This is a genomic window from Flavobacterium branchiophilum NBRC 15030 = ATCC 35035 (genome assembly GCF_002217205.1).
GTDB classification, from domain to species: domain Bacteria; phylum Bacteroidota; class Bacteroidia; order Flavobacteriales; family Flavobacteriaceae; genus Flavobacterium; species Flavobacterium branchiophilum.
Genome location: NZ_MUGT01000096.1, coordinates 1 through 19,640, shown reverse-complemented (window position 1 = coordinate 19,640; position 19,640 = coordinate 1). Strand labels below are relative to the sequence as shown.

Below are 19,640 nucleotides of genomic sequence, written 5' to 3'. Positions count from 1 at the left end.
CAAGTTGGGTTAAAAAAACAAAAGATATAGCGAATGGCGGGTACAAGCCATGGGTGAAAATGCCAAAAGATGGGGCCCAAATAAAGGAGATGCCACAAAAAAAAGCCCCTTTGGAAGAGGCTTTTTAGAATGAATTTATAGCAATTTTAACTTTTGTTTCTTGTAAAACAAAAAATAGCATTATTTTGGTGTCATTTTACGATTCATTGATACTTAATATATTAACGATTTCGTTGGTGTCTTTTTGATAGTCGATTTCTGGGAAACCAAAACCAAATAGTTGGTGAAAATCTGAGGTATATCCTGCTAAATCGCCTATTTCTGGTAGGTTTTCTGTGGTGGCTAATTCCCAAAGATGACTTACTTGTTCTTGTACATCGTTGCTCATTTCCCAATCATCGATTCTAATTCTACCGTTTTCATCTGTAGGAATTGGTTGGTTATTATATAATCTTTCGGCATACAAACGTTGGATTTGCTCGATGCAACCTTCGTGTAAACCTTTGGCTTTCATGGTTTTATACAGCAATGAAATATATAATGGAATAACAGGAATGGCTGAGCTGGCTTGGGTTACAAGTGCTTTATTGACAGACACATAACCTTTTCCGTTGATGTCTTTTAGCTTTTCGGTAATCTCAAAAGCGGTTGCTTCTAAGTGGTCTTTGGCTTTTCCAATGGTTCCTTTTCTGTAAACAGGTTCTGTTACAGCTGGTCCAATGTAAGAATAAGCAATAGTTGTAGCACCTGGAGCAAGTAAATCTTGAGCTTTAAGGGCATCTATCCACATGGCCCAATCTTCGCCACCCATTACGGCAATGGTGTTTTCTATATCGGCAGGTTCGCTAGGATTGATGCTTACGGATGTAATTTTTCCTGTATGAAAATCTACTGTTTTGTTGGTATAGGTGTTGCCAATTGGTTTGAGAACCGAGCGGTGGAGCACGCCGGTGTTTGGGTGCATACGAACAGGCGAAGCCAAGCTGTAAATGATTAAATCGATTTGTCCTAAATCTGCCTTAATCAAATTGATGGTTTGCTGTTTGATGTCGTTTGAAAAAGCATCGCCATTGATACTTTTGGCATATAATCCTTCTTTTTGTGCTTCTTTTTCAAATGCAGCTGCATTGTACCAACCTGGCGAAGCCGTTTTGCCTTCGGAAGCTGGTTTTTCAAAAAACACGCCAATTGTGCTGGCATTGCAACCAAATGCACTTGTAATTCTGGAGGCCAAACCAAATCCTGTTGAAGCACCGATTACTAAAACTCTTTTGGCTCCTTGTATGTTGCCTTTAGATTTTACATAAGCTATTTGATTTTTTACGTTTTGTTCGCAACCGTCTGGATGGGCAGTCAAACAAATAAATCCTCTCATTCTTGGTTCGATTATCATATTTTTTTGATTTTAAAGTTTTAATAATTCAATAATGCTTTAGCATGTGTTAGTGCAGATTCGCTAGGATTTTTTCCTGATAGCATTTCGGCAATTTCGATGATACGGTCGTCTTTGGATAATAATTGTAATTCGGATATGGTATTTACGCCAATATTAGATTTGAAAACCTTGTAATGTTGTAAGCCTTTTGCAGCAATTTGTGGCAAGTGTGTAATTGCAAATACTTGCATGGACTGGCTCATAGTTTTCATGATTTCGCCCATTTTATTGGCAATTTCGCCAGAAACTCCTGTGTCAATTTCGTCGAAAATGATGGTGGGCAACTTGGAATATTGTGCTAAAATGGCTTTTACGGCAAGCATGATTCTGGATAATTCACCACCAGAGGCCACTTTTTTGAGCATTCCAAAATCAGTTCCTTTGTTGGCTGCAAATAAAAATAATAATTCTTCGTTACCGTTTGGCAGGAATTTGTCCTTTGGTACTAATTCAATTTTGAAATCGCTATTGGGCATACCAAGTTGTACCAATATTTCTTTGGCTTTTTGGACTAAAATAGGTATGGCAATTTGACGTTTTTGAGAAATATCCCGTGCTAAATGGGACAATTCATCGCTACATTTTGCAATAAAATCAGATCCTTTTTGAATTCTAATATCTAAATCACTTACAGAAAGTATTTTTTGGCTAAGGCTATTTTGTATGTCAATTAACTGTGAAACTGTAAGAACTTGATGTTTTTTTTGTAAATTATATATATTTTGAAGTTTTTGATTTACTTTTATTAATTCCTCTGGATCGTTTTGTAACATATCTGAAGCTTGGTCAATTTCGTCTAAAACATCGTTCATTTCTATCAAAATACTATCAATTCTTTCTAAAAATTGGTTGTATTTTAAGGCAAAAGGGGCAATTTTTTGTAAAGATACTTTTATTTCTCTCAAATTTTGTTTGGTTCCTATTTGCTCTTCGTTTGCAATAGTTACAATTTTTTCTAAATTTTCTTTAATTATTTCTACATTATTCAACTGTTCAAACGATTCTTCTAACAACTCTTGTTCGCCATCTACAAGTTTTGCAGACAATAATTCTTCTAATAAAAAGGTATTATAATCGTGCTCTTTTAGGCTATTCTTTTGTTCGTCAAGGAGTTGTGAAAGTAAATTTTGAGCTTTTTTGTATTCTTTCAATTTAGATTGATAGGCCGCAAGACCCGTTTGATTTTGAGCAATGGCATCTAAAATCATAAATTGATACGATTCTTCCGACAATTCGCTCGTTTGGTGTTGAGAGTGTATGTCTATCAAAAAAACTGAAATCTCTTGTAAAACTTGTATAGTTACCGGGGTGTCGTTTATGAAAGCCCTTGATTTACCTGAAGGTAATATTTCACGCCTAATCAATGTAAGATCTTGATAATCAATATCATATTGGTCAAAAAAATTCAATAAATTGTATTTAGCTACATTGAAAGTAGCTTCTACTATACATTTTTCTTCTTTATTTTTTAAAGAAGTTAAATCGGCTCTTTTGCCTTGTATCAATCCCAAAGCTCCTAGCAATATAGATTTACCAGCACCTGTTTCGCCAGTGATTATTGAAAATTTATCAGAAAAATCTATATTTAATTTTTCTATCAAAGCGAAATTTTGTATAGATAATGATATTAACATATTTTTTTTAAAATTAAAAATTTAATTTTTTATAGTAGCCCATTTCGAGGCATTTAAAGGAGAAATAGTATTGATGTTTTGTAGCAATTTTTGAATGTCCATTTTGGGTCCACCCGAAAAAATCGAAACAATTTCATCTGATTTTGCGTCAAAAAAAGTACGAGCCAAATAGGAATTGGGTCTGGTTTGGTGTAATGACAGCAATTCGTTTATGGCTAAACTTATTTTTTCTTTTCCTGTAACAGCATTTTTTGACATTACATCGAGGCCATTTCTATGGTATTGATACATGGCATTTCTATAAGCACCAAAAGTGGGCGACAAAATATCATTAATCAACGCAAATCTGTTTTGGGTTTTGTCATTAGACCAGCCTTTATAATTGCTTCCTTGAGCTAAATTCAAAATATTAAGAGCTGCTTCAAAACTTTTGTTCCCACCATTTTCTACAAATGTATCTTGATCCAAACCAATAATCATATAACAATAAAAAGCCACAACAGCCACTAAATTTGAATCAAAACTCGTTGGATTATATGTTAAATTTTCAAATTCGTAATATTTGAAGTTAAAATTTTTATCATTTATATTTAATATTGGTGCGGCATAACTGGTATCAAAAACGGGTCTTGAAGACTGCACTTGTAGGGAAGCAGCGTATAAATCAGATGTTACAGACTCGAGAATTATAGTAAAAGTACAATTGATTTTTTCTGAAGCTTCATACTTATCTGAAGTCCAATTGGTTTTATTAATCAATTCATTTAAAGATGTTTCTAATGTTTTAAACACTTTTTGATTTGTTACACCTAATTTTTCAGAATTAACGATAACATTACATTTCAGCTCTTGAGCATAAAAAATAGAACTTGAAAAAACGAGTAATATGCTAAAAATTTTATTCATTGTAATGAGCAATTATTTTGTTGATAATATCTAGTGCAACGGCTTCTTTGGACTTCAATTCGTGCGATTCTATTTCAAATTGCTGGTTGATAAACGTTACTTTGTTGGTTGATTTTCCAAAACCAGCTCCTATATCATTTAGTGAATTTAAAACAATCAAATCTAAATTTTTCTTTTGAATTTTTAATTTGGCATGTTCAATTTCATTTTCAGTTTCTAATGCAAAGCCTACTAAAAATTGGTTTTTTTTAATGGCTCCCATCGATGCTAGTATGTCTTTTGTTTTCTCCAATTCGATGGTAAAACTGTCGTCGTTTTTTTTAATTTTTTGTTGTGCAACCCATTTGGGTTTGTAATCGGCAACAGCTGCTGCCGCAATGGCTGCATCTACAGTATCAAAAACTTTATGACAAGCCTCGAACATTTCTTGTGCCGAAGTTACGGCAATTAATTGAATTTGATTTGATTTAATTTGACAATGAGTGGGACCCGAAATTAAAATTACTTCTGCTCCATATTGAGCCGCTTGATGAGCAATATCAAATCCCATTTTGCCCGATGAATGATTGCCAATAAACCGAACAGGGTCTATGGCTTCGTAGGTTGGACCTGCTGTAACAAGTATTTTTTTGCCTCGTAGTGGTAATGATTTGGCAAGGTCTGCCTCGATAAAAGACACAATATTTTCAGGCTCTGCCATTCTACCTTCGCCAACTAATCCACTGGCTAACTCCCCTTTTTCGGCAGGAATGATGATATTCCCAAATTTTTGCAAAGCTTCAAAATTGGCTTTAGTGGTTTGGTGTTGGTACATGTCTAAGTCCATAGCAGGAGCTACAAACACCTTTGATTTTGAAGATAAATATGTGGCCATCAATAGGTTATCACATACCCCGTTGGCAATTTTAGCAATAGTGTTGGCCGTTGCAGGTGCAATGACAATCAAATCGGCCCAAATGGCTAAATCAACATGATTGTTCCATACGGCATTTTCATTATTTTCGTCAAAAAAAGTACTATAAACAGGATTTTTAGACAAAGTAGCAAGCGTAAGTGGTGTAATAAAATCTTTGGCAGCAGGTGTCATAATGACCTGAACATTTGCTCCTGCTTTTACAAAAAGCCTTACCAAATGAGCTGATTTATAAGCGGCAATTCCCGCAGAAATTCCAAGCAATAGGTTTTTACCGCTTAATACAGACATTGTTTTATATTTTGATTATTTATGAAAAATTTTTCCTTCTAACCATTCTTGCACTGCTAATGCGTGAGGTTTTGGGAGTTTCTCATAAAATTTAGACACTTCGATTTGTTCTTTATTTTCAAAAATTTCTTCCAAACTATCGTTATAAGTTGCAAACTCTTCTAATTTTTCTGTAAGTTCTTTTTTAATTTCAGAATTGATTTGATTTGCTCTTTTAGCCATAATAGTGATGGCCTCATACACATTTCCTGTTGGTTCTTCGATAACACTTTTGTTATAAGTGATTGTGTTTACAGGCGCATTTACTTTTTTTAAATCCATGACTTTATTGTTTTGAAAATTGTTGTAATTCTTTGTTAATTTTTTCAAGCATTGCATCTGCTTTATCTTTAAAGGCAGTATTTGAATTGAACTTCATTAAATTTTGATAAGCAATTTTTGAATTGTTCAAACGTTCTTCCATTTTTGAAGGTACACTGTTTATAGCTAATTTAAAGGCCGAATCGAGTTTTAAAAACAAGGCCTTTTCTTTTAATGGTGTCCCTGGAAAGTCGGCAATAAAATTATCAAATGCTACTAAAGCTGCTTTATAATCTGAAATAGTATTGTATTGTTTGGCATTTTCAAAGGCTTTCACTTCAATTTTTTCTCTTAACGTTTTTACTATTTCATTGGCCTCAACCAAATAAGATGAAGTTGGATAGGCATCAATAAAAGTTTGCATTTTATCAATCGCTTTTTCTGTATCTACTTGATCTAAAGAATAAACTGGAGATAATTTAGAAAAACTTTTAGCACCTAAATAAGCGGCTTCTTCTATTTTTTCGCTTTTGGGATAGCTTGATACAAATTTTTCAAATTGATAACCCGAAACATGAAATTGTTCTGTTTTGTACAACGCTTGTGCATAGGTATAAAACATTTTTTCTGCTTGTGGTTTGCCTCGATAACTGGGTGCTATTTGTTCAAATAATCGAATGGCTTTGTTGTATTTTCCATTATCATATTGCTTGTTTGCCTCTTCATATTTTACAGCAATGTCTTCTGTTTTTAGCGCTTTTTGATAAGGACTGCAAGAAAATAGTGCAATCGAGAGCATCAATAATAATAAATTTTTCTTCATCATATCATTTTTAATCGTTTTTAGGTTTGTATTATTTCTAAAAACGAACTGCAAATTTAGTTAATAATTTAACGACATCAAAATATTTTTTATTATTAACAAAATCTTATGTTTTTATCAAAATATATTAACTGTTTTTTCGTACAAAATCTTGAAGTCTATTTACTAAATCTGCATCCACATTGACTAATGGCAATCTTACAAAGTGGTCTGACAAGCCAAGTGCTTTGTGAATTTCTTTGATGCCTGCCGGATTGCCTTGTTCAAAAATCATATCGATACATTCGGCCATTTGATAATGAATTTGATAGGCTTGATCTACTTGGCGTTGCAATCCAAAACGAACCATATCTGAAAATTGTTTTGGAAACCCCTCGCCTATTACAGATATCACCCCTTTTCCTCCTGCTAAAATCATTGGTAATGTAAGCATATCATCTCCTGAAATAACAAGAAAATCCTTAGGCGTTTGTTGAATTAATTTCATAGCTTGAACCATGTCGCCTGCCGCTTCTTTGATGGCTACAATGTTTTCAAAATCTTGTGCTAGCCGTGCCACTGTGGCCGGAAGCATGTTGCTAGAAGTTCTGCCTGGTACATTATATAATATTATAGGTTTTGGACTTGCTAGTGCAATGGCTTTAAAGTGCTGATAAATACCCTCCTGAGTTGGTTTATTGTAATATGGCGATACCGACAAAATAGCCTCAAAAGCTGTCAGATCACGGGTTTTCAATTCGTGAATGATTTGTTGGGTATTGTTGCCACCAACTCCCAACACAAGCGGTAGTCTGCCATTGTTGGCCTCTATAATGGTTTGGATAACAAGATCTTTTTCAGTTTCATTTAACGTTGCATTTTCTGCTGTTGTGCCTAATATGACCAAATAATCGATACCATTAGCTATTTGATACTCAACTATTCGTACTAATGTCTCTGTATCTACTGAAAAATCTGATTTGAATGGGGTAACTAGTGCAACACCCGTGCCTATTAATGATTGCATTTTATATTCGTTTTAATATTTTTAAATATTTGAAAAGTTCGTTAGTAAAAACTTCATATTCTGTTAATTTGGTACTAATGATCAAATGGTTCAAATTTGTATTGATGGTTGAAAAACCAGCTTTAAATCGAGCTTTGGATTCATTTGTCAATAATACCAATGCCATTTTTTCAATATCGTAATAACTTATCAAAAGGTCAAATGGTGTTTGAATAAAGTCATTAACAACTTGAGGCCTAAAAAGACCGTTGGAATCCAAATGGTCGAACCCAAATGTGGGATCTGAATACACTTCGTTTTTATTAATTTTATCCTTGTACACGATGATTTTGATTTGATGTTTGTCTATTCCATGACGAACAAGCAAATCTATCAACAAATTTTTATTCAAATTAGTTGAATCATCCAACAACAAACCTACTGATTTTGTTGTAGTTACAACCGAATTACATTTTGAATTATGCAATTTATTTTTTAATATTTTTTTTAGCCAAATATTTTTTATATAATTCAAAAACATATTACCTTTACTAGATTACAAAATTAATTAAATAAGTTTCATTTCAAATGGTAAAATTAAAAAACTATATCGTTGTATTCAAACATTTTGTTATATTTCTAACAATTTTTATTTTTCTATCCTGTCAGCATCAAAGGTATTATATTACAAAAATTGAAGCAAAAAAAATTTCTTTATCTGAAAAAGACATTCAAAATCCTGATATTGAACAATTTATAAAACCATATAGAGAACACATCAACAAGGACTTATCAGAAATTTTAGCTTATAATCCAGAAAATTTAGATAAAAAAGATGGTGATTGGCAAACCGCCATTGGTTGTTTGTTAGCCGATATAACATTTGAAAAAGGCAATAAGGTATTTCTTTCAAGAGAAAACAAACCAATTGATATGTGTTTGTTAAATCATGGAGGTATCCGATCAAATTTGCCTCAAGGCAACATTACTTCTAAAAATGCTTTTCAGCTTATGCCTTTTGAAAATGCTTTGTATATTGTGGCTTTAAAAGGGGAACAAATATTGGAAATGACCCAATATTTAATTGCCGAAAAAAAACCACATCCTTTATCTGGAATGACATTTACAATAGATAAAAACAATCAAGCTAAAAACATAGAAATTCAAGGTAAACCATTGGATACCAATAAAATATACTATGTAGCTACCTCTGATTATCTTTCTGGCGGCGGCGATAGCATGGAGTTTTTTAAAAAATCCACTACCAAATATGATATGAATTACAAATTAAGAAATATTGTTATCGATTATTTAAAAGAGGTTGATACCATAAAAGTAACTAAAAACAAACGCATTATCAAAGAAAACGCTATGTAATATATTGTATCATGTAATCAAATATATTATTAAGAAAATACAAAAATTAACAATATGAAAAGACGAGATTTTATACAAAAAACTACTGCCAGTACAACATTTTTAACCATGGGTGGACTGTCGTTAAGTAGTTTTAATCAAAAAAACACCAAGCACCTTACTATTTTACATACAAATGATGTACACAGTTATATAGATCCTTTTCCGGCAGACGATCCCAGAAATCCAAACATGGGAGGCGTTAGCCGTCGAGCAGAAGTGATTCACCATATTCGAAAAGAAAATCCAAATGTGCTTCTTTTAGATGCTGGTGATATTTTTCAGGGTACACCATATTTCAATTATTATGGAGGTGAATTGGAATTCAAATTGATGAGCATGATGCAATATGATGCTGCTACCATTGGCAATCACGACTTTGATAACGGTTTAGATGGTTTATTAGCTCAAATGCCACATGCTAAGTTTGATTTTTTGTCTGCAAATTATGATTTTTCAAAAACCCAATTGGATTCTTTTGTAAAACCCTATAAAATATTTATCAAAAACGGAATTAAAGTAGGCGTTTTTGGCTTGGGTGTTGCATTATATGGGCTTGTGGACAAAAAAAATTACAAAGAAACGGTATATTTAGACCCTTTTGAAATAAGTCAGGATATGGTTAAAATTTTGAAACACGAACAGCATTGTGATCTTGTGATTTGTTTGTCGCATTTGGGATACCAATATAAAAATGAACCACAAAAACCTTCTGATTTACAATTGGCCGCTGCCTCAAAAGGAATCGATTTGATTATTGGTGGACACACCCACACCTTTTTAGACAAACCTACAATTGTAAAAAATGCAGAAGATAAAGACGTAATTGTAAATCAAGTGGGTTGTTATGGGTTGAATATGGGAAGAATTGACTTTTATGTAGATCAAGACAAATCATTTGCTAGTAAGGCTACATTAATTAGCATTTAATTTATTTATTGTAATAAATGACCAACAAAAAAAGAAATTTTGAGTAGTAAAAACTATAAATTCTAATGGTTCAAATATAAATAAACTTAAATAAAAATTATTAATTAAAATGATAAAAACATTTACAACCGAAAACGAAAAAGCGATAACAAGTAGTGTTATGGCTTTGTTTTCGTTTGTAAAATAGTGTGGCAATACCAAACTCCCAAGTACTGAACTAAAAATCATTAAATTCAATATTGGAAGTAATTTGAGCGAAATATGAAATCCCATTAAAAATAAAAAAATTAAATTTAATGACAAAAATCCAAATATAATTTTTATAGAAAGCCACGAAAATTTGAATTTGATATGTTGATAGGTGTAAACCAAAAATAATAAATACATCAAACTATTAAAGCACATTGCTAAAAAATAGTATTTTTTTGTACCTTCTAAAAACAAAATATTACAAATAAACATAGATATTATAGACAAAATATATACCATGCTTGTTTCGTTTGAAAACCGATAATAAAATATCAATAAAGTAGGTGCGATAAGGAGTTTAAAAAAATATTTGAAAAAAAATACATCATTAGCTTCGCAAATAATATCTAAAAATACTAGCGTAAAATAAGCAATTCTAATATTATTAAACGTCAAATATTTTTTTAAACTATTCATAATCAAAGTATTAAATTCAAAAAATCATTTTCACTAATTATTTTAATTTGCAACTTTTGAGCCTTCTCTAGTTTTGAAGGCCCCATATTGTTACCTGCAATAACAAAATCGGTTTTAGAAGAAATAGCACTTCCAATTTTGCCACCGTGAGCTTCTATAGCTTTTTTCAAATCGTCTCTCGAAAATTGTTCAAAAACTCCCGACACTACAAATACCTTATCTAATAATTTATCTGAAAGGTTGCCGCTATTTTTTTGATCCAATTCAAATTGAATTCCGTGAGATTTCAGTCTGGCAATATTACGTAAATTTTCTGAATTTTCAAAAAAATCAACAATACTTTTAGCGGTTTTTTCACCTATATCGTCTGTTTGCAACAATTCATCGAGTGGAGCTTGTATCAGTTGGTCGATATTTTGCCATTTCTTAGCCAGTTTTTTGGCACTCGTTTCGCCCACAAACCTAATGCCCAAAGCATATAACACATTTTCAAAAGGACGGTTTTTAGAGGCAAGTACCCCATTAATAAGGTTTTCTGCCGATTTTTGAGCCATTCTTTCCAAGGGCAATAATTGTTCAATAGTTACATCATACAAATCTGCATAGTTTGTTACCAATCCATTTTCATACAACAAGGCTACTGTTTCGCCACCAAGACCCTCTATATCCATGGCTTTTCTGGAAATAAAATGTTGAATTCTTCCTATAATTTGTGGCGGACATTGGTAAAAATTTGGACAATAATGGTTGGCTTCACCATCTGTTCGTATAAGTGCCGTGCCACATTCCGGACACGTATCGATATAGGTTATAGGGCTCGAATGATTGGTTCTTTTTTCTAAATCAACACCTACAATTTTCGGGATAATTTCTCCTCCTTTTTCTACAAATACAACATCACCCAAACGAATATCTAATTTTTGTATTTGATCTGCGTTGTGCAACGAAGCCCTTTTAACTATGGTTCCTGCCAATTGAACTGGAGCTAAATTTGCAACGGGAGTAATAGACCCCGTTCTTCCAACTTGATAAGTTATTGATGTTAGTATAGTAGTAGCTTGTGCTGCTTTGAACTTATATGCCATAGCCCAACGAGGCGATTTGGATGTATAGCCCAACTCCTCTTGTTGTTGAATTGAATTAACTTTAATTACAACCCCGTCTGTTTCATAAGGCAATTCTATTCTTTTTTTGTCCCAATATTCAATAAACTCAAAAACTTCTTCAATGTTTTGAGCTAAAATAGATTGATTTGGAACTTTGAAACCCCATTTTCGGGCAGATGCTAAACTTTCAAATTGGGTTTTAAAAACGTTATTTTCGCCAATGATGTAATACAACAAACAATCCAAAGGCCTTTTGGCCACTTCAGCACTATCTTGCAACTTTAAACTTCCAGAGGCTGTATTTCGAGGATTTGAATATGGTGTTTCGCCAATTTCAATCAGTTCTTGATTCATTTTTTCAAAACCCTCAAATGGTAAAATGATTTCGCCTCGAACATCAAATTTAGATGGATAATCATGACCTTGCAAAACCAATGGAATCGATTTTATGGTTTTGATATTTGGCGTTACATCATCGCCTTGAATCCCGTCGCCACGTGTAACTGCCCGAACTAGTTTACCGTTTTCATACGTAATACTAATAGACGCTCCATCATATTTTAACTCACAAACATACTCCAATTTTACATCGCCCAAAACCCTTTGGACACGGACCTCCCAATCCAACAAATCTTCTTTAGAATATGAATTATCCAACGAGTACATTCTGTGATTATGTACTACCGTTTGAAATTGTTTTGAAATATAACCTCCCACCCGTTGCGTTGGCGAATTTTCATCAAAATATTCAGGATATTTCAATTCCAACTCCTGCAATGATTTGAGTTTCGTATCAAATTCATAATCCGATATTTTTGGATCATCTAGTACATAATACTCATAGTTGTACTGATTGATTTCGGCTCTTAATTGTTCTATTTGTTGTAGCATGTATGGTTGTTTTAAGAAAAACAAAAATACAAATATTTACTTAAAAAAAACAAATTTTTTAAGATTGAATAATCGAATCTATTTGATTATACAAATGGCCATCGCTCAAAATAGCCCCTTGCTGAATCAATTGAAATAAAGCAACATTTCGTTCTTCTTCAAAAAATTTCTTGCCAATTTTCATTTCAATTAAATCCGTAAACAAATGATCGCTTACATATTGCAACCCTTCTTTTGTAAGAAAATTTATATTTTTATCTAACACCTTCAATACAATCGATTCAATGAATTGAACATCACTCTTGAAAAGAAAAATATGATTTTTAGAAAAATGTTCTAAATATACGGCTCTTGTAAGCACACCTTCCCAAATCAAATCAGAAAATACATCCAATTCTTGTTCGGCAACATCTGGATTTTCTATTTTTAATTGGTCCCACTCTGCTTTATCAATTGCTTGTGTGGCTAAAAAGTTGGTGAATTCTGGATGCAATTCTTCAAATTGTTCTTTTGTCAAACGGGTATATTTCATTATAGTATTTTAAAAAATTACTAAAAAAAAATCCCGATTTTCATCGGGATTCTATAACTTTTAATAGTCATTAAGCTCTTTCGGCAACAATTTCATAAGGCAAATCCACTACAACGTCTCTATGCAATCTGATAGAGGCAGAGTATTTACCAATTCTTTTGATAATACCAGATGTAATAAATTTTCTTTCAATTGTATGACCTGCTTTAGCTAATTCTTCGGCCAAATCGTTATTGGTAATAGAACCAAACAATTTTTCGCCACCTGCTTTTGCAGCAATTTTAATTTCTAATGTTTTTAAAACTTCTGCAACTGCTTTTGCGTCGTTTACAATTTTAGCTTCTTTATGAGCTCTTTGTTTTAAGTTTTCGGCTAGCACTTTTTTTGCAGATGGAGTTGCTAAATGAGCAAAACCTTGTGGGATTAAATAATTGCGACCATAACCTGGTTTTACTGCAACTACATCATCTTTAAAGCCTAAATTTTGTACGTCTTTTCTTAATATAATTTCCATAATTTTGCTTCTTTATTATTTTAGTAAATCAGCCACATATGGCAGTATTGCTAAATGTCTGGCTCTTTTTACTGCAACAGACACTTTTCTTTGATATTTTAATGACGTTCCTGTTAATCTACGTGGCAAAATTTTACCTTGCTCGTTGATAAATTTCAACAAGAAATCTGCATCTTTATAATCGATGTATTTGATTCCAGATTTTTTGAAACGACAATATTTTTTGGTTTTGTTGGTTTCAATGTTCAAAGGCGTTAAATATCTAATATCTCCGTCTTTTTTTCCTTTTGATGATTGTTCTAATGACGACATAATAATTACGCTTTAGTATTTTTTAATTTTGCTCTTCTTCTTTCAGCCCATGAAATAGCGTGTTTGTCTAAACTTACAGTCAAGAATCGCATCACTCTTTCATCACGTCTAAATTCTGTTTCAAACGCTAATAATACTTCTCCTGCTACTTTAAACTCGAACAAATGGTAAAAACCACTTTTTTTGTTTTGAATTTCATAAGCCATTTTTTTTAGGCCCCAGTCTTCTTTTGCAACCATTTCTGCTCCTCTAGAAGTAAGAAATTCCTCGAATTTGCTTACTGTTTCCTTTACCTGAACGTCAGATAAAACGGGATTTAAAATGAAAACAGTTTCATAATGATTCATAAATATTTAATTTAATGTTAATTTGGGTGCAAAAGTAATGTTTTTTTTTAAATCTACAACTTTTATTTTATTTTTTATTCCAATAAAAAAAGTAAGTCTTTATAGACTCCATTTCCTAACGGATTTTACCCTCTACTTTACACCAAATATATTNNGCATGCCGCCAAAAAAAAGCAAGCCCCCACGCCCCAAACCCTTCAGGCGGGGCTTCCTTTTTTTGCCGTCGGGCTATCACGAGCACATGGTGCCTTGCTCTATCCCTCATGCGGGCAACCTCCAATAGTCAGTCTCCACTCATGAAAGTTTTTTTAAAACTTCTTTTTTTTCTTTTTTATCATTTCACACTTCTAATTTCTAATTTCTTGTTTCTAACTTCTTGCTTCTAACTTCTAACCTCTTACTTCTCATTTTTATTCTTGCAATTTTTTTTTATAAAAAAAGTTGCAAAATGTTTTTTTGTTTGTACTTTCGCAAAGTAGATACAATATGTTAAAAACGCAATAACTTTCGTATATCTACTAGTTGTGCGTCAGCTTAAAGAAACACACCAAACAAATTCACTAATTAAAATAAATATATAAATGGCAACAAAAATTTATCAAGGCGACAGTTCCAGTTCGTCAAAAATTCTTTACACTGTAAAGGATGGTAAAGTTTATCAAGGAAATAGTACAAGTTCAAGTAAAATTGTTTTTACTTGTAAAAATGGACACATTTATCAAGGAGATAGTACAAGTTCCTCAAAGATTTTATTTACAGTCAAAGACGGGAAAGTATATCAAGGAGATAGTACTAGCTCAAGCAAAATTGTGCATAAATTCACTAAAGAAAAAGTGTATAAAGGAGATAGCACAAGTTCAAGTAATATACAACTAAACATTAAAGGAGATAATTTTTATTTAGGGGACAGTACTAGTTCAAGTAAAATCGTAGCGAATGTAGATGGTTGGTTAGATGAAGAAGAATTTGTTGCAATCATAACAGCAGTTATTTAAGAAAATATGAGCGTAGAATTTTCACAAGCTGTCTGCGAAAAAATCGGACACTATGTATATGTATTAAAAGATCCAAGAAATTCCCAAATTTTTTATATTGGTAAAGGAATTGGAAACAGAGTTTTTAAACATGTTATTGGAGCAATAGAAAGTGTTACCGAATCTGATAAACTTAATCTAATAAGAGAAATAATATCGCTTAACTTTAATGTTGAACATTATATTTTAAGGCATGGTTTGTCACAAGAACAAGCTTTTGAAATTGAAAGTGCTTGTATTGATTTATTAGGACTTGAATCTTTGACAAATTCTGTTAAAGGTCATGATAGCTGGGAACGAGGTTTGAAAACTGTAAATGAAGTTATTCAACATTATGATGCTAAAATAATTACAATAATTGAACCAACCATCATTATCAATATTAATAAACTTTACATAAGATTTATGAGCGATAATGATTTATATGAAGCAACTAAACAATCTTGGAAACTTGGAAATAAAAAGAAAGATGCTAAATATGTAATTGCTTCTTATCGTGGATTAGTAAGAGAGGTTTATGAAATCGAAAATTGGTATAAAGTGAATGACAGATGGGGCTTTAATGGCAAAGTGGCAAACAAAGAAATTGTGGAAAAGTACAAAAATAATTCACTTGAGAACTATATTAAACACGGAAATCAAAACCCGATAAGATACACTTTCTAAAAAGCCGAACGCACAACATGGGTTTGGCAAAAGTGGGGCTTTAGTGCTAGGCTGAACATTTGTGCTTTCTATTAGCTTTTGTACTAAATTTGAAATTTAGTACTTTTTAAACCCCACCTTCACCAAGCTGCGAAACGTCAGACTGTGAAAAACCCTGTTTATGATCCAAAAAACCAAAAAAACGCTGGTTTTTGAATGTAATAGAAGCCATTTGCGAAAGGGTTATTTTTAAGCAGCATTATTTTGTTGCCAAAAAATGTGGGCTGTAAAACGATGTTTTGAGGTAGGTTTAGAACAAAAAACTATTTGATTTCATAGTTTTTTATTATTTTTGAAAAAATATTAAACGGCAAGTTTTTTCACAGACTGCCGTTATGCCTCACCCTAAAAGACGACCGTGCTAAAAATAAAATGACGACAGAAAGAAAAAATAATTATATTTGCCAAATAATGTCAAGACTAAATTATGTCAACAATCTTTGGAAATAGAATAAAGACACTTCGAGAGGAGAAACAAATCCCACAACGACAGTTGGCTGTTGCTTTAGAAATAGACACAGCAACATACTGTAAAATTGAAAAAGGCGACAGAAAAGCAAAAAGAGAACAAGTATTCATCCTTTCAGAATTACTTGAAGTTGACTCAAAAGAGTTAATTCGTTTGTGGTCGGCAGACAAAGTTTATGACATTATTGCTGAAGAAGAAGAAGCAACACAAATCTTAAATGTTGTTGCAGAAAGCATTGTTGAATATAAACGAAAAAGTGCCAAAATATGAAACCACTTGTAAAATACAGAGGAGGAAAATCAAAAGAAATTCCCCATTTGATTAATCATATTCCGTATTTTAACGGAAGATATATTGAACCATTTTTTGGCGGTGGTGCTTTATTTTTTCATTTAGAACCGAAAAAAGCCATCATTAACGATATTAACTCAAAACTAATTTCATTTTATTTAGGCGTAAAAGACAATTTTGAACTACTCAAAACTGAATTATCCGAAATCGAAAAAGTTTATGCAACAAATCGTAAAAAGTTTGAAGAGTTGAAAAGCAAAACACTCGACGAGCGTGTAGATGATGAAAACGAGCATCTTTATTACCAAATCAGAAATATGTTCAACGATTTGACCGAAAAAAAGTATTCGGAGGCTTTGCTATATTTCTTCATCAACAAAACAGCGTATTCGGGAATGATTCGCTATAATTCAAAAGGAGAATTTAATGTACCATATGGAAGATATGCTAACTTAAACACTTCTTTGGTTACTAAAGCACATAACAACCTACTTAATAAAACAGAAATTTACAATCTTGATTATTCAGAAATATTTAGAATGGTAGATAAAGATGATTTTATGTTTTTAGACCCACCGTATGATTGTGTTTTTTCAGATTATGGTAATGTTGAACACAAAGACGGATTTAATGAAAGAAATCATATTGAGTTAGCCAATCAGTATAAGCAACTTAAATGTAAGGCACTTATGGTTATTGGAAGAACACCATTAACAGAAAAGTTATATGGTGAAATGATTGTTGACGAATATGGAAAATCTTATGCGGTGAATATTAGAAATAGATTTAAATCAGAAGCAAGCCATATTTTGATTTCAAATTATGGAAACATCTCTAAAAAACATTTCCCACAATTAGAATTTGAAAAAGAATTAGCACTTTAACAAATTATGGCAAGAATAGACAGTAAAGTAATTTTCGTTACAACATCACCACGAACACCCGCTAAAATGATTCCTGAAATTGAGTTATTGAACACTCGTTTTGCAGGAGAAAAATGGAATACAGAAACGCAACTTGCATTTATGGAGCTATTGAAAGAAGAAAACTTCTTTAATGGCGAAGGTGCAAACGACCCTGCATTTAGTGCAAGAGATAGAATAAACAGAGCACCAAAATCACTTGGTTTCGTTGTGCTTTCGCCAGTTATCAGTTTAACACCAGCTGGTTTAGAATTAGTAAATTCAAGACGAAAAGATGAAATATTTTTACGACAACTGCTAAAGTTTCAAGTACCGTCACCCTTTCACAAGCCTTCTGCTAATTCTGCTGATTTTTGGGTAAGACCTTATCTTGAACTTTTTAGATTAGTTCGTCATTTCGGTTCCTTGAAGTTTGACGAAGTAATGATTTTTGGATTACAATTAGTTGACTACCGAGAATTTGAAACAATTGTTGAAAAAATCAATCAATTCAGAATAGCAAAAGCACAAAACGAAGGAAATTACAAAAAATTTCGTGCTGAATATTTAGAAGCTGAACTACAACAAATTTATAGTGCCGATATTGCTTCTGGAAAAACCAAAACAAGACAAACAAATGACGATTCAATTTCAAAATTCTTAAAAACTAAAGCAAGTAATATGCGAGATTATGCAGATGCTTGCGTTCGTTATTTGAGAGCAACAGGCTTGCTAAACATTTCACACATTGGAAAATCTATTTCAATTGTTCCTGAAAAAATTCAGGAAGTAGATTATTTCTTGGAACATACAAACAGAGAACCACAATTTATTGACAACGAAAAACAATACGTTGCTTATCTTGGTAATGCCGAAACACCAGCACTTCTAACCGACAACAAAGAATTGCTTGAACAAAAAATAAAGACAGAATTTCCGAAAATCAAAATTGAAGAAACAGCAACTTTACAACAGCTTAAAGACATTTTTGCTGACGAATTAGAGAAACGAAAAGAGCAAATTATTACCGAACAAGTTACGGCAATCAAAGATTATCGCTTGTTTGACGACATCAATTCGACATTTGACCAAATACTTTCCAATTCACTTTACGACAACCCATTAATGTTGGAATGGAATACTTGGCGAGCAATGACAATGCTTGACGGAGGAAATATTAAAGCAAATTTAAAATTTGACGACTTCGGAAATCCAATGTCAACCGCACAAGGAAATATGGCAGATATTGTTTGCGATTATGAAGATTTTGGCTTAACAGTCGAAGTTACAATGCAAGGTGGACAACGACAATATGAAACAGAAGGCGAACCAGTTACAAGACATCTTGCAAAAGTAAAAAGAGAAACTAACAAACCAGCTTATTGCTTATTTATAGCACCAAACATAAACGAAGCTTGTGTTGCTCATTTTTACGCTTTACACAAAATGAACATTAGTTATTACGGTGGAACATCGACAATTGTTCCATTGCCTTTAACCGTATTTTTGAAAATGGTTGAAGACTCACACAAAGCAAGTTATGTTCCCGAACCAAGACACGTTCAACGATTTTTTGAGCGTTCAAACGAATTGGCAAACTCAACAGACAATGAAAAAGATTGGTATAACGGAATAACACAAGAAGCATTAAATTGGCTGACAGAATAACGGGCGAAGGCATAACAGCACCTACACGCAAGTGGGGGTTCAGTGCTTATATGAAAGTGAAGTGCTAAATCAAAGTTCTGTACTTTTAATGAAGTTCAGTGCTAAAAATCCCTCCACCTGCGTGTAGCCCCAACCCGTCAGGCTGTGAAAAACCCTGTTTATTATCCAAAAAACCAAAAAAACGCTGGTTTTTGAATGTAATAGAAGCCATTTGCGAAAGGGTTATTTTTAAGCAGCATTATTTTGTTGCCAAAAAATGTGGGCTGTAAAACAATGTTTTGAGGTAGGTTTAGAACAAAAAACAAGTTTTGCCTTGTAGGGTGTGTTCCAATTTTGAAGTTTGGCAATCAATTCTGGAATTCCTAAAATATTGATACTTCGCTTGATGTTGTAACTCGGTCAACCTTCTTTTTTAATCGTTTTTTACCTCAAAACCAATTTCTGATAGATTTAAAACCTCCACAAACGCATCGATAAAACGCACTTGATTTTCGGAGCCAATAGTGTCCTCCAAACTAGAAAGACGCATTTGTAAACAGGCAATTCCTGTGATATGTTGCATGGCTAAAT

Annotated in this window: 21 protein-coding genes; 7 read left to right on the top strand and 14 right to left on the bottom strand. The window is 32.7% G+C overall.

What is annotated here, in order from left to right; all coding sequences use genetic code 11:
* Positions 1–196: 196 nt before the first annotated feature.
* The 8 genes from fabV to B0A58_RS11235 form a co-directional block, all read right to left on the bottom strand.
* Positions 197–1,393, bottom strand: coding sequence for an enoyl-ACP reductase FabV (gene fabV, locus B0A58_RS11270; protein WP_089081142.1), 1,197 nt, complete (start codon positions 1,391–1,393; stop codon positions 197–199).
* 20 nt (positions 1,394–1,413) lie between these two features.
* Complete coding sequence (gene recN / locus B0A58_RS11265; protein WP_089081141.1) at positions 1,414–3,069, bottom strand: DNA repair protein RecN; 1,656 nt, start codon at positions 3,067–3,069, stop codon at positions 1,414–1,416.
* A 21-nt stretch (positions 3,070–3,090) separates the two neighbouring features.
* On the bottom strand, positions 3,091–3,975 hold the full coding sequence (gene porD, locus B0A58_RS11260; RefSeq protein ID WP_089081140.1) for a type IX secretion system protein PorD: 885 nt from the start codon (positions 3,973–3,975) through the stop codon (positions 3,091–3,093).
* Positions 3,968–5,179, bottom strand: coding sequence for a bifunctional phosphopantothenoylcysteine decarboxylase/phosphopantothenate--cysteine ligase CoaBC (coaBC, locus tag B0A58_RS11255; RefSeq protein ID WP_089081139.1), 1,212 nt, complete (start codon positions 5,177–5,179; stop codon positions 3,968–3,970). The genes porD and coaBC overlap by 8 nt, the downstream gene beginning before the upstream one ends.
* Positions 5,180–5,194: 15 nt before the next feature.
* Positions 5,195–5,500, bottom strand: a complete 306-nt coding sequence (locus B0A58_RS11250; protein WP_014084374.1) for a DNA-directed RNA polymerase subunit omega — start codon at positions 5,498–5,500, stop codon at positions 5,195–5,197.
* Between the two features lie 4 nt (positions 5,501–5,504).
* Complete coding sequence (locus tag B0A58_RS11245) at positions 5,505–6,302, bottom strand: outer membrane protein assembly factor BamD (RefSeq protein WP_014084375.1); 798 nt, start codon at positions 6,300–6,302, stop codon at positions 5,505–5,507.
* 127 nt (positions 6,303–6,429) lie between these two features.
* On the bottom strand, positions 6,430–7,308 hold the full coding sequence (dapA, locus tag B0A58_RS11240) for a 4-hydroxy-tetrahydrodipicolinate synthase (RefSeq protein WP_089081138.1): 879 nt from the start codon (positions 7,306–7,308) through the stop codon (positions 6,430–6,432).
* 1 nt (position 7,309) lies between these two features.
* Positions 7,310–7,828: a DUF6913 domain-containing protein gene (locus B0A58_RS11235; protein ID WP_089081137.1), complete on the bottom strand. Its 519-nt coding sequence runs from the start codon at positions 7,826–7,828 to the stop codon at positions 7,310–7,312.
* A gap of 47 nt (positions 7,829–7,875) precedes the next feature.
* Here B0A58_RS11235 and B0A58_RS11230 point away from each other — a divergent pair, with 47 nt between their 5' ends.
* Complete coding sequence (locus B0A58_RS11230) at positions 7,876–8,664, top strand: 5'-nucleotidase C-terminal domain-containing protein (RefSeq protein WP_089081136.1); 789 nt, start codon at positions 7,876–7,878, stop codon at positions 8,662–8,664.
* A gap of 54 nt (positions 8,665–8,718) precedes the next feature.
* Positions 8,719–9,633, top strand: coding sequence for a bifunctional metallophosphatase/5'-nucleotidase (locus tag B0A58_RS11225; RefSeq protein ID WP_089081135.1), 915 nt, complete (start codon positions 8,719–8,721; stop codon positions 9,631–9,633).
* On the opposite strand, the gene B0A58_RS11220 is transcribed toward B0A58_RS11225, so the two are convergent.
* The 6 genes from B0A58_RS11220 to rpsF all read right to left on the bottom strand — a co-directional run bounded on the left by B0A58_RS11220 (position 9,619) and on the right by rpsF (position 14,001).
* A complete protein-coding gene (locus tag B0A58_RS11220) occupies positions 9,619–10,299 on the bottom strand; it encodes a hypothetical protein (protein ID WP_089081134.1) in 681 nt (226 codons plus the stop codon). The two genes, B0A58_RS11225 and B0A58_RS11220, sit on opposite strands and share 15 nt — an antisense overlap.
* Positions 10,300–10,301: 2 nt before the next feature.
* Positions 10,302–12,296 carry an NAD-dependent DNA ligase LigA gene (gene ligA / locus B0A58_RS11215; protein WP_089081133.1) on the bottom strand — a complete coding sequence of 665 codons (1,995 nt, stop codon included), beginning with the start codon at positions 12,294–12,296 and terminating at the stop codon, positions 10,302–10,304.
* Positions 12,297–12,354: 58 nt separating this feature from the next.
* Complete coding sequence (locus tag B0A58_RS11210) at positions 12,355–12,828, bottom strand: DUF6495 family protein (protein WP_089081132.1); 474 nt, start codon at positions 12,826–12,828, stop codon at positions 12,355–12,357.
* 70 nt (positions 12,829–12,898) lie between these two features.
* The gene (rplI, locus tag B0A58_RS11205; RefSeq protein WP_089081131.1) at positions 12,899–13,342 is read right to left on the bottom strand and encodes a 50S ribosomal protein L9; all 444 of its coding nucleotides are present in this window, start codon (positions 13,340–13,342) and stop codon (positions 12,899–12,901) included.
* Between the two features lie 15 nt (positions 13,343–13,357).
* Complete coding sequence (rpsR, locus tag B0A58_RS11200) at positions 13,358–13,654, bottom strand: 30S ribosomal protein S18 (protein ID WP_014084383.1); 297 nt, start codon at positions 13,652–13,654, stop codon at positions 13,358–13,360.
* Positions 13,655–13,659: 5 nt separating this feature from the next.
* Positions 13,660–14,001 carry a 30S ribosomal protein S6 gene (gene rpsF, locus B0A58_RS11195; protein ID WP_014084384.1) on the bottom strand — a complete coding sequence of 114 codons (342 nt, stop codon included), beginning with the start codon at positions 13,999–14,001 and terminating at the stop codon, positions 13,660–13,662.
* 581 nt (positions 14,002–14,582) lie between these two features.
* On the opposite strand from rpsF, the gene B0A58_RS11190 reads away from it, so the two are divergent.
* The 5 genes from B0A58_RS11190 to B0A58_RS11170 all read left to right on the top strand — a co-directional run bounded on the left by B0A58_RS11190 (position 14,583) and on the right by B0A58_RS11170 (position 19,070).
* Positions 14,583–14,996: a hypothetical protein gene (locus tag B0A58_RS11190; protein WP_089081130.1), complete on the top strand. Its 414-nt coding sequence runs from the start codon at positions 14,583–14,585 to the stop codon at positions 14,994–14,996.
* Positions 14,997–15,002: 6 nt separating this feature from the next.
* Positions 15,003–15,701 carry an LEM-3-like GIY-YIG domain-containing protein gene (locus B0A58_RS11185; protein ID WP_089081129.1) on the top strand — a complete coding sequence of 233 codons (699 nt, stop codon included), beginning with the start codon at positions 15,003–15,005 and terminating at the stop codon, positions 15,699–15,701.
* Between the two features lie 466 nt (positions 15,702–16,167).
* Positions 16,168–16,479, top strand: a complete 312-nt coding sequence (locus B0A58_RS11180; protein WP_089081128.1) for a helix-turn-helix domain-containing protein — start codon at positions 16,168–16,170, stop codon at positions 16,477–16,479.
* Positions 16,476–17,384, top strand: a complete 909-nt coding sequence (locus B0A58_RS11175; RefSeq protein WP_089081127.1) for a DNA adenine methylase — start codon at positions 16,476–16,478, stop codon at positions 17,382–17,384. Before B0A58_RS11180 ends, B0A58_RS11175 begins: the two co-directional genes overlap by 4 nt.
* Before the next feature lie 6 nt (positions 17,385–17,390).
* Positions 17,391–19,070, top strand: coding sequence for an AlwI family type II restriction endonuclease (locus B0A58_RS11170; protein ID WP_089081126.1), 1,680 nt, complete (start codon positions 17,391–17,393; stop codon positions 19,068–19,070).
* Positions 19,071–19,640: the final 570 nt, after the last annotated feature.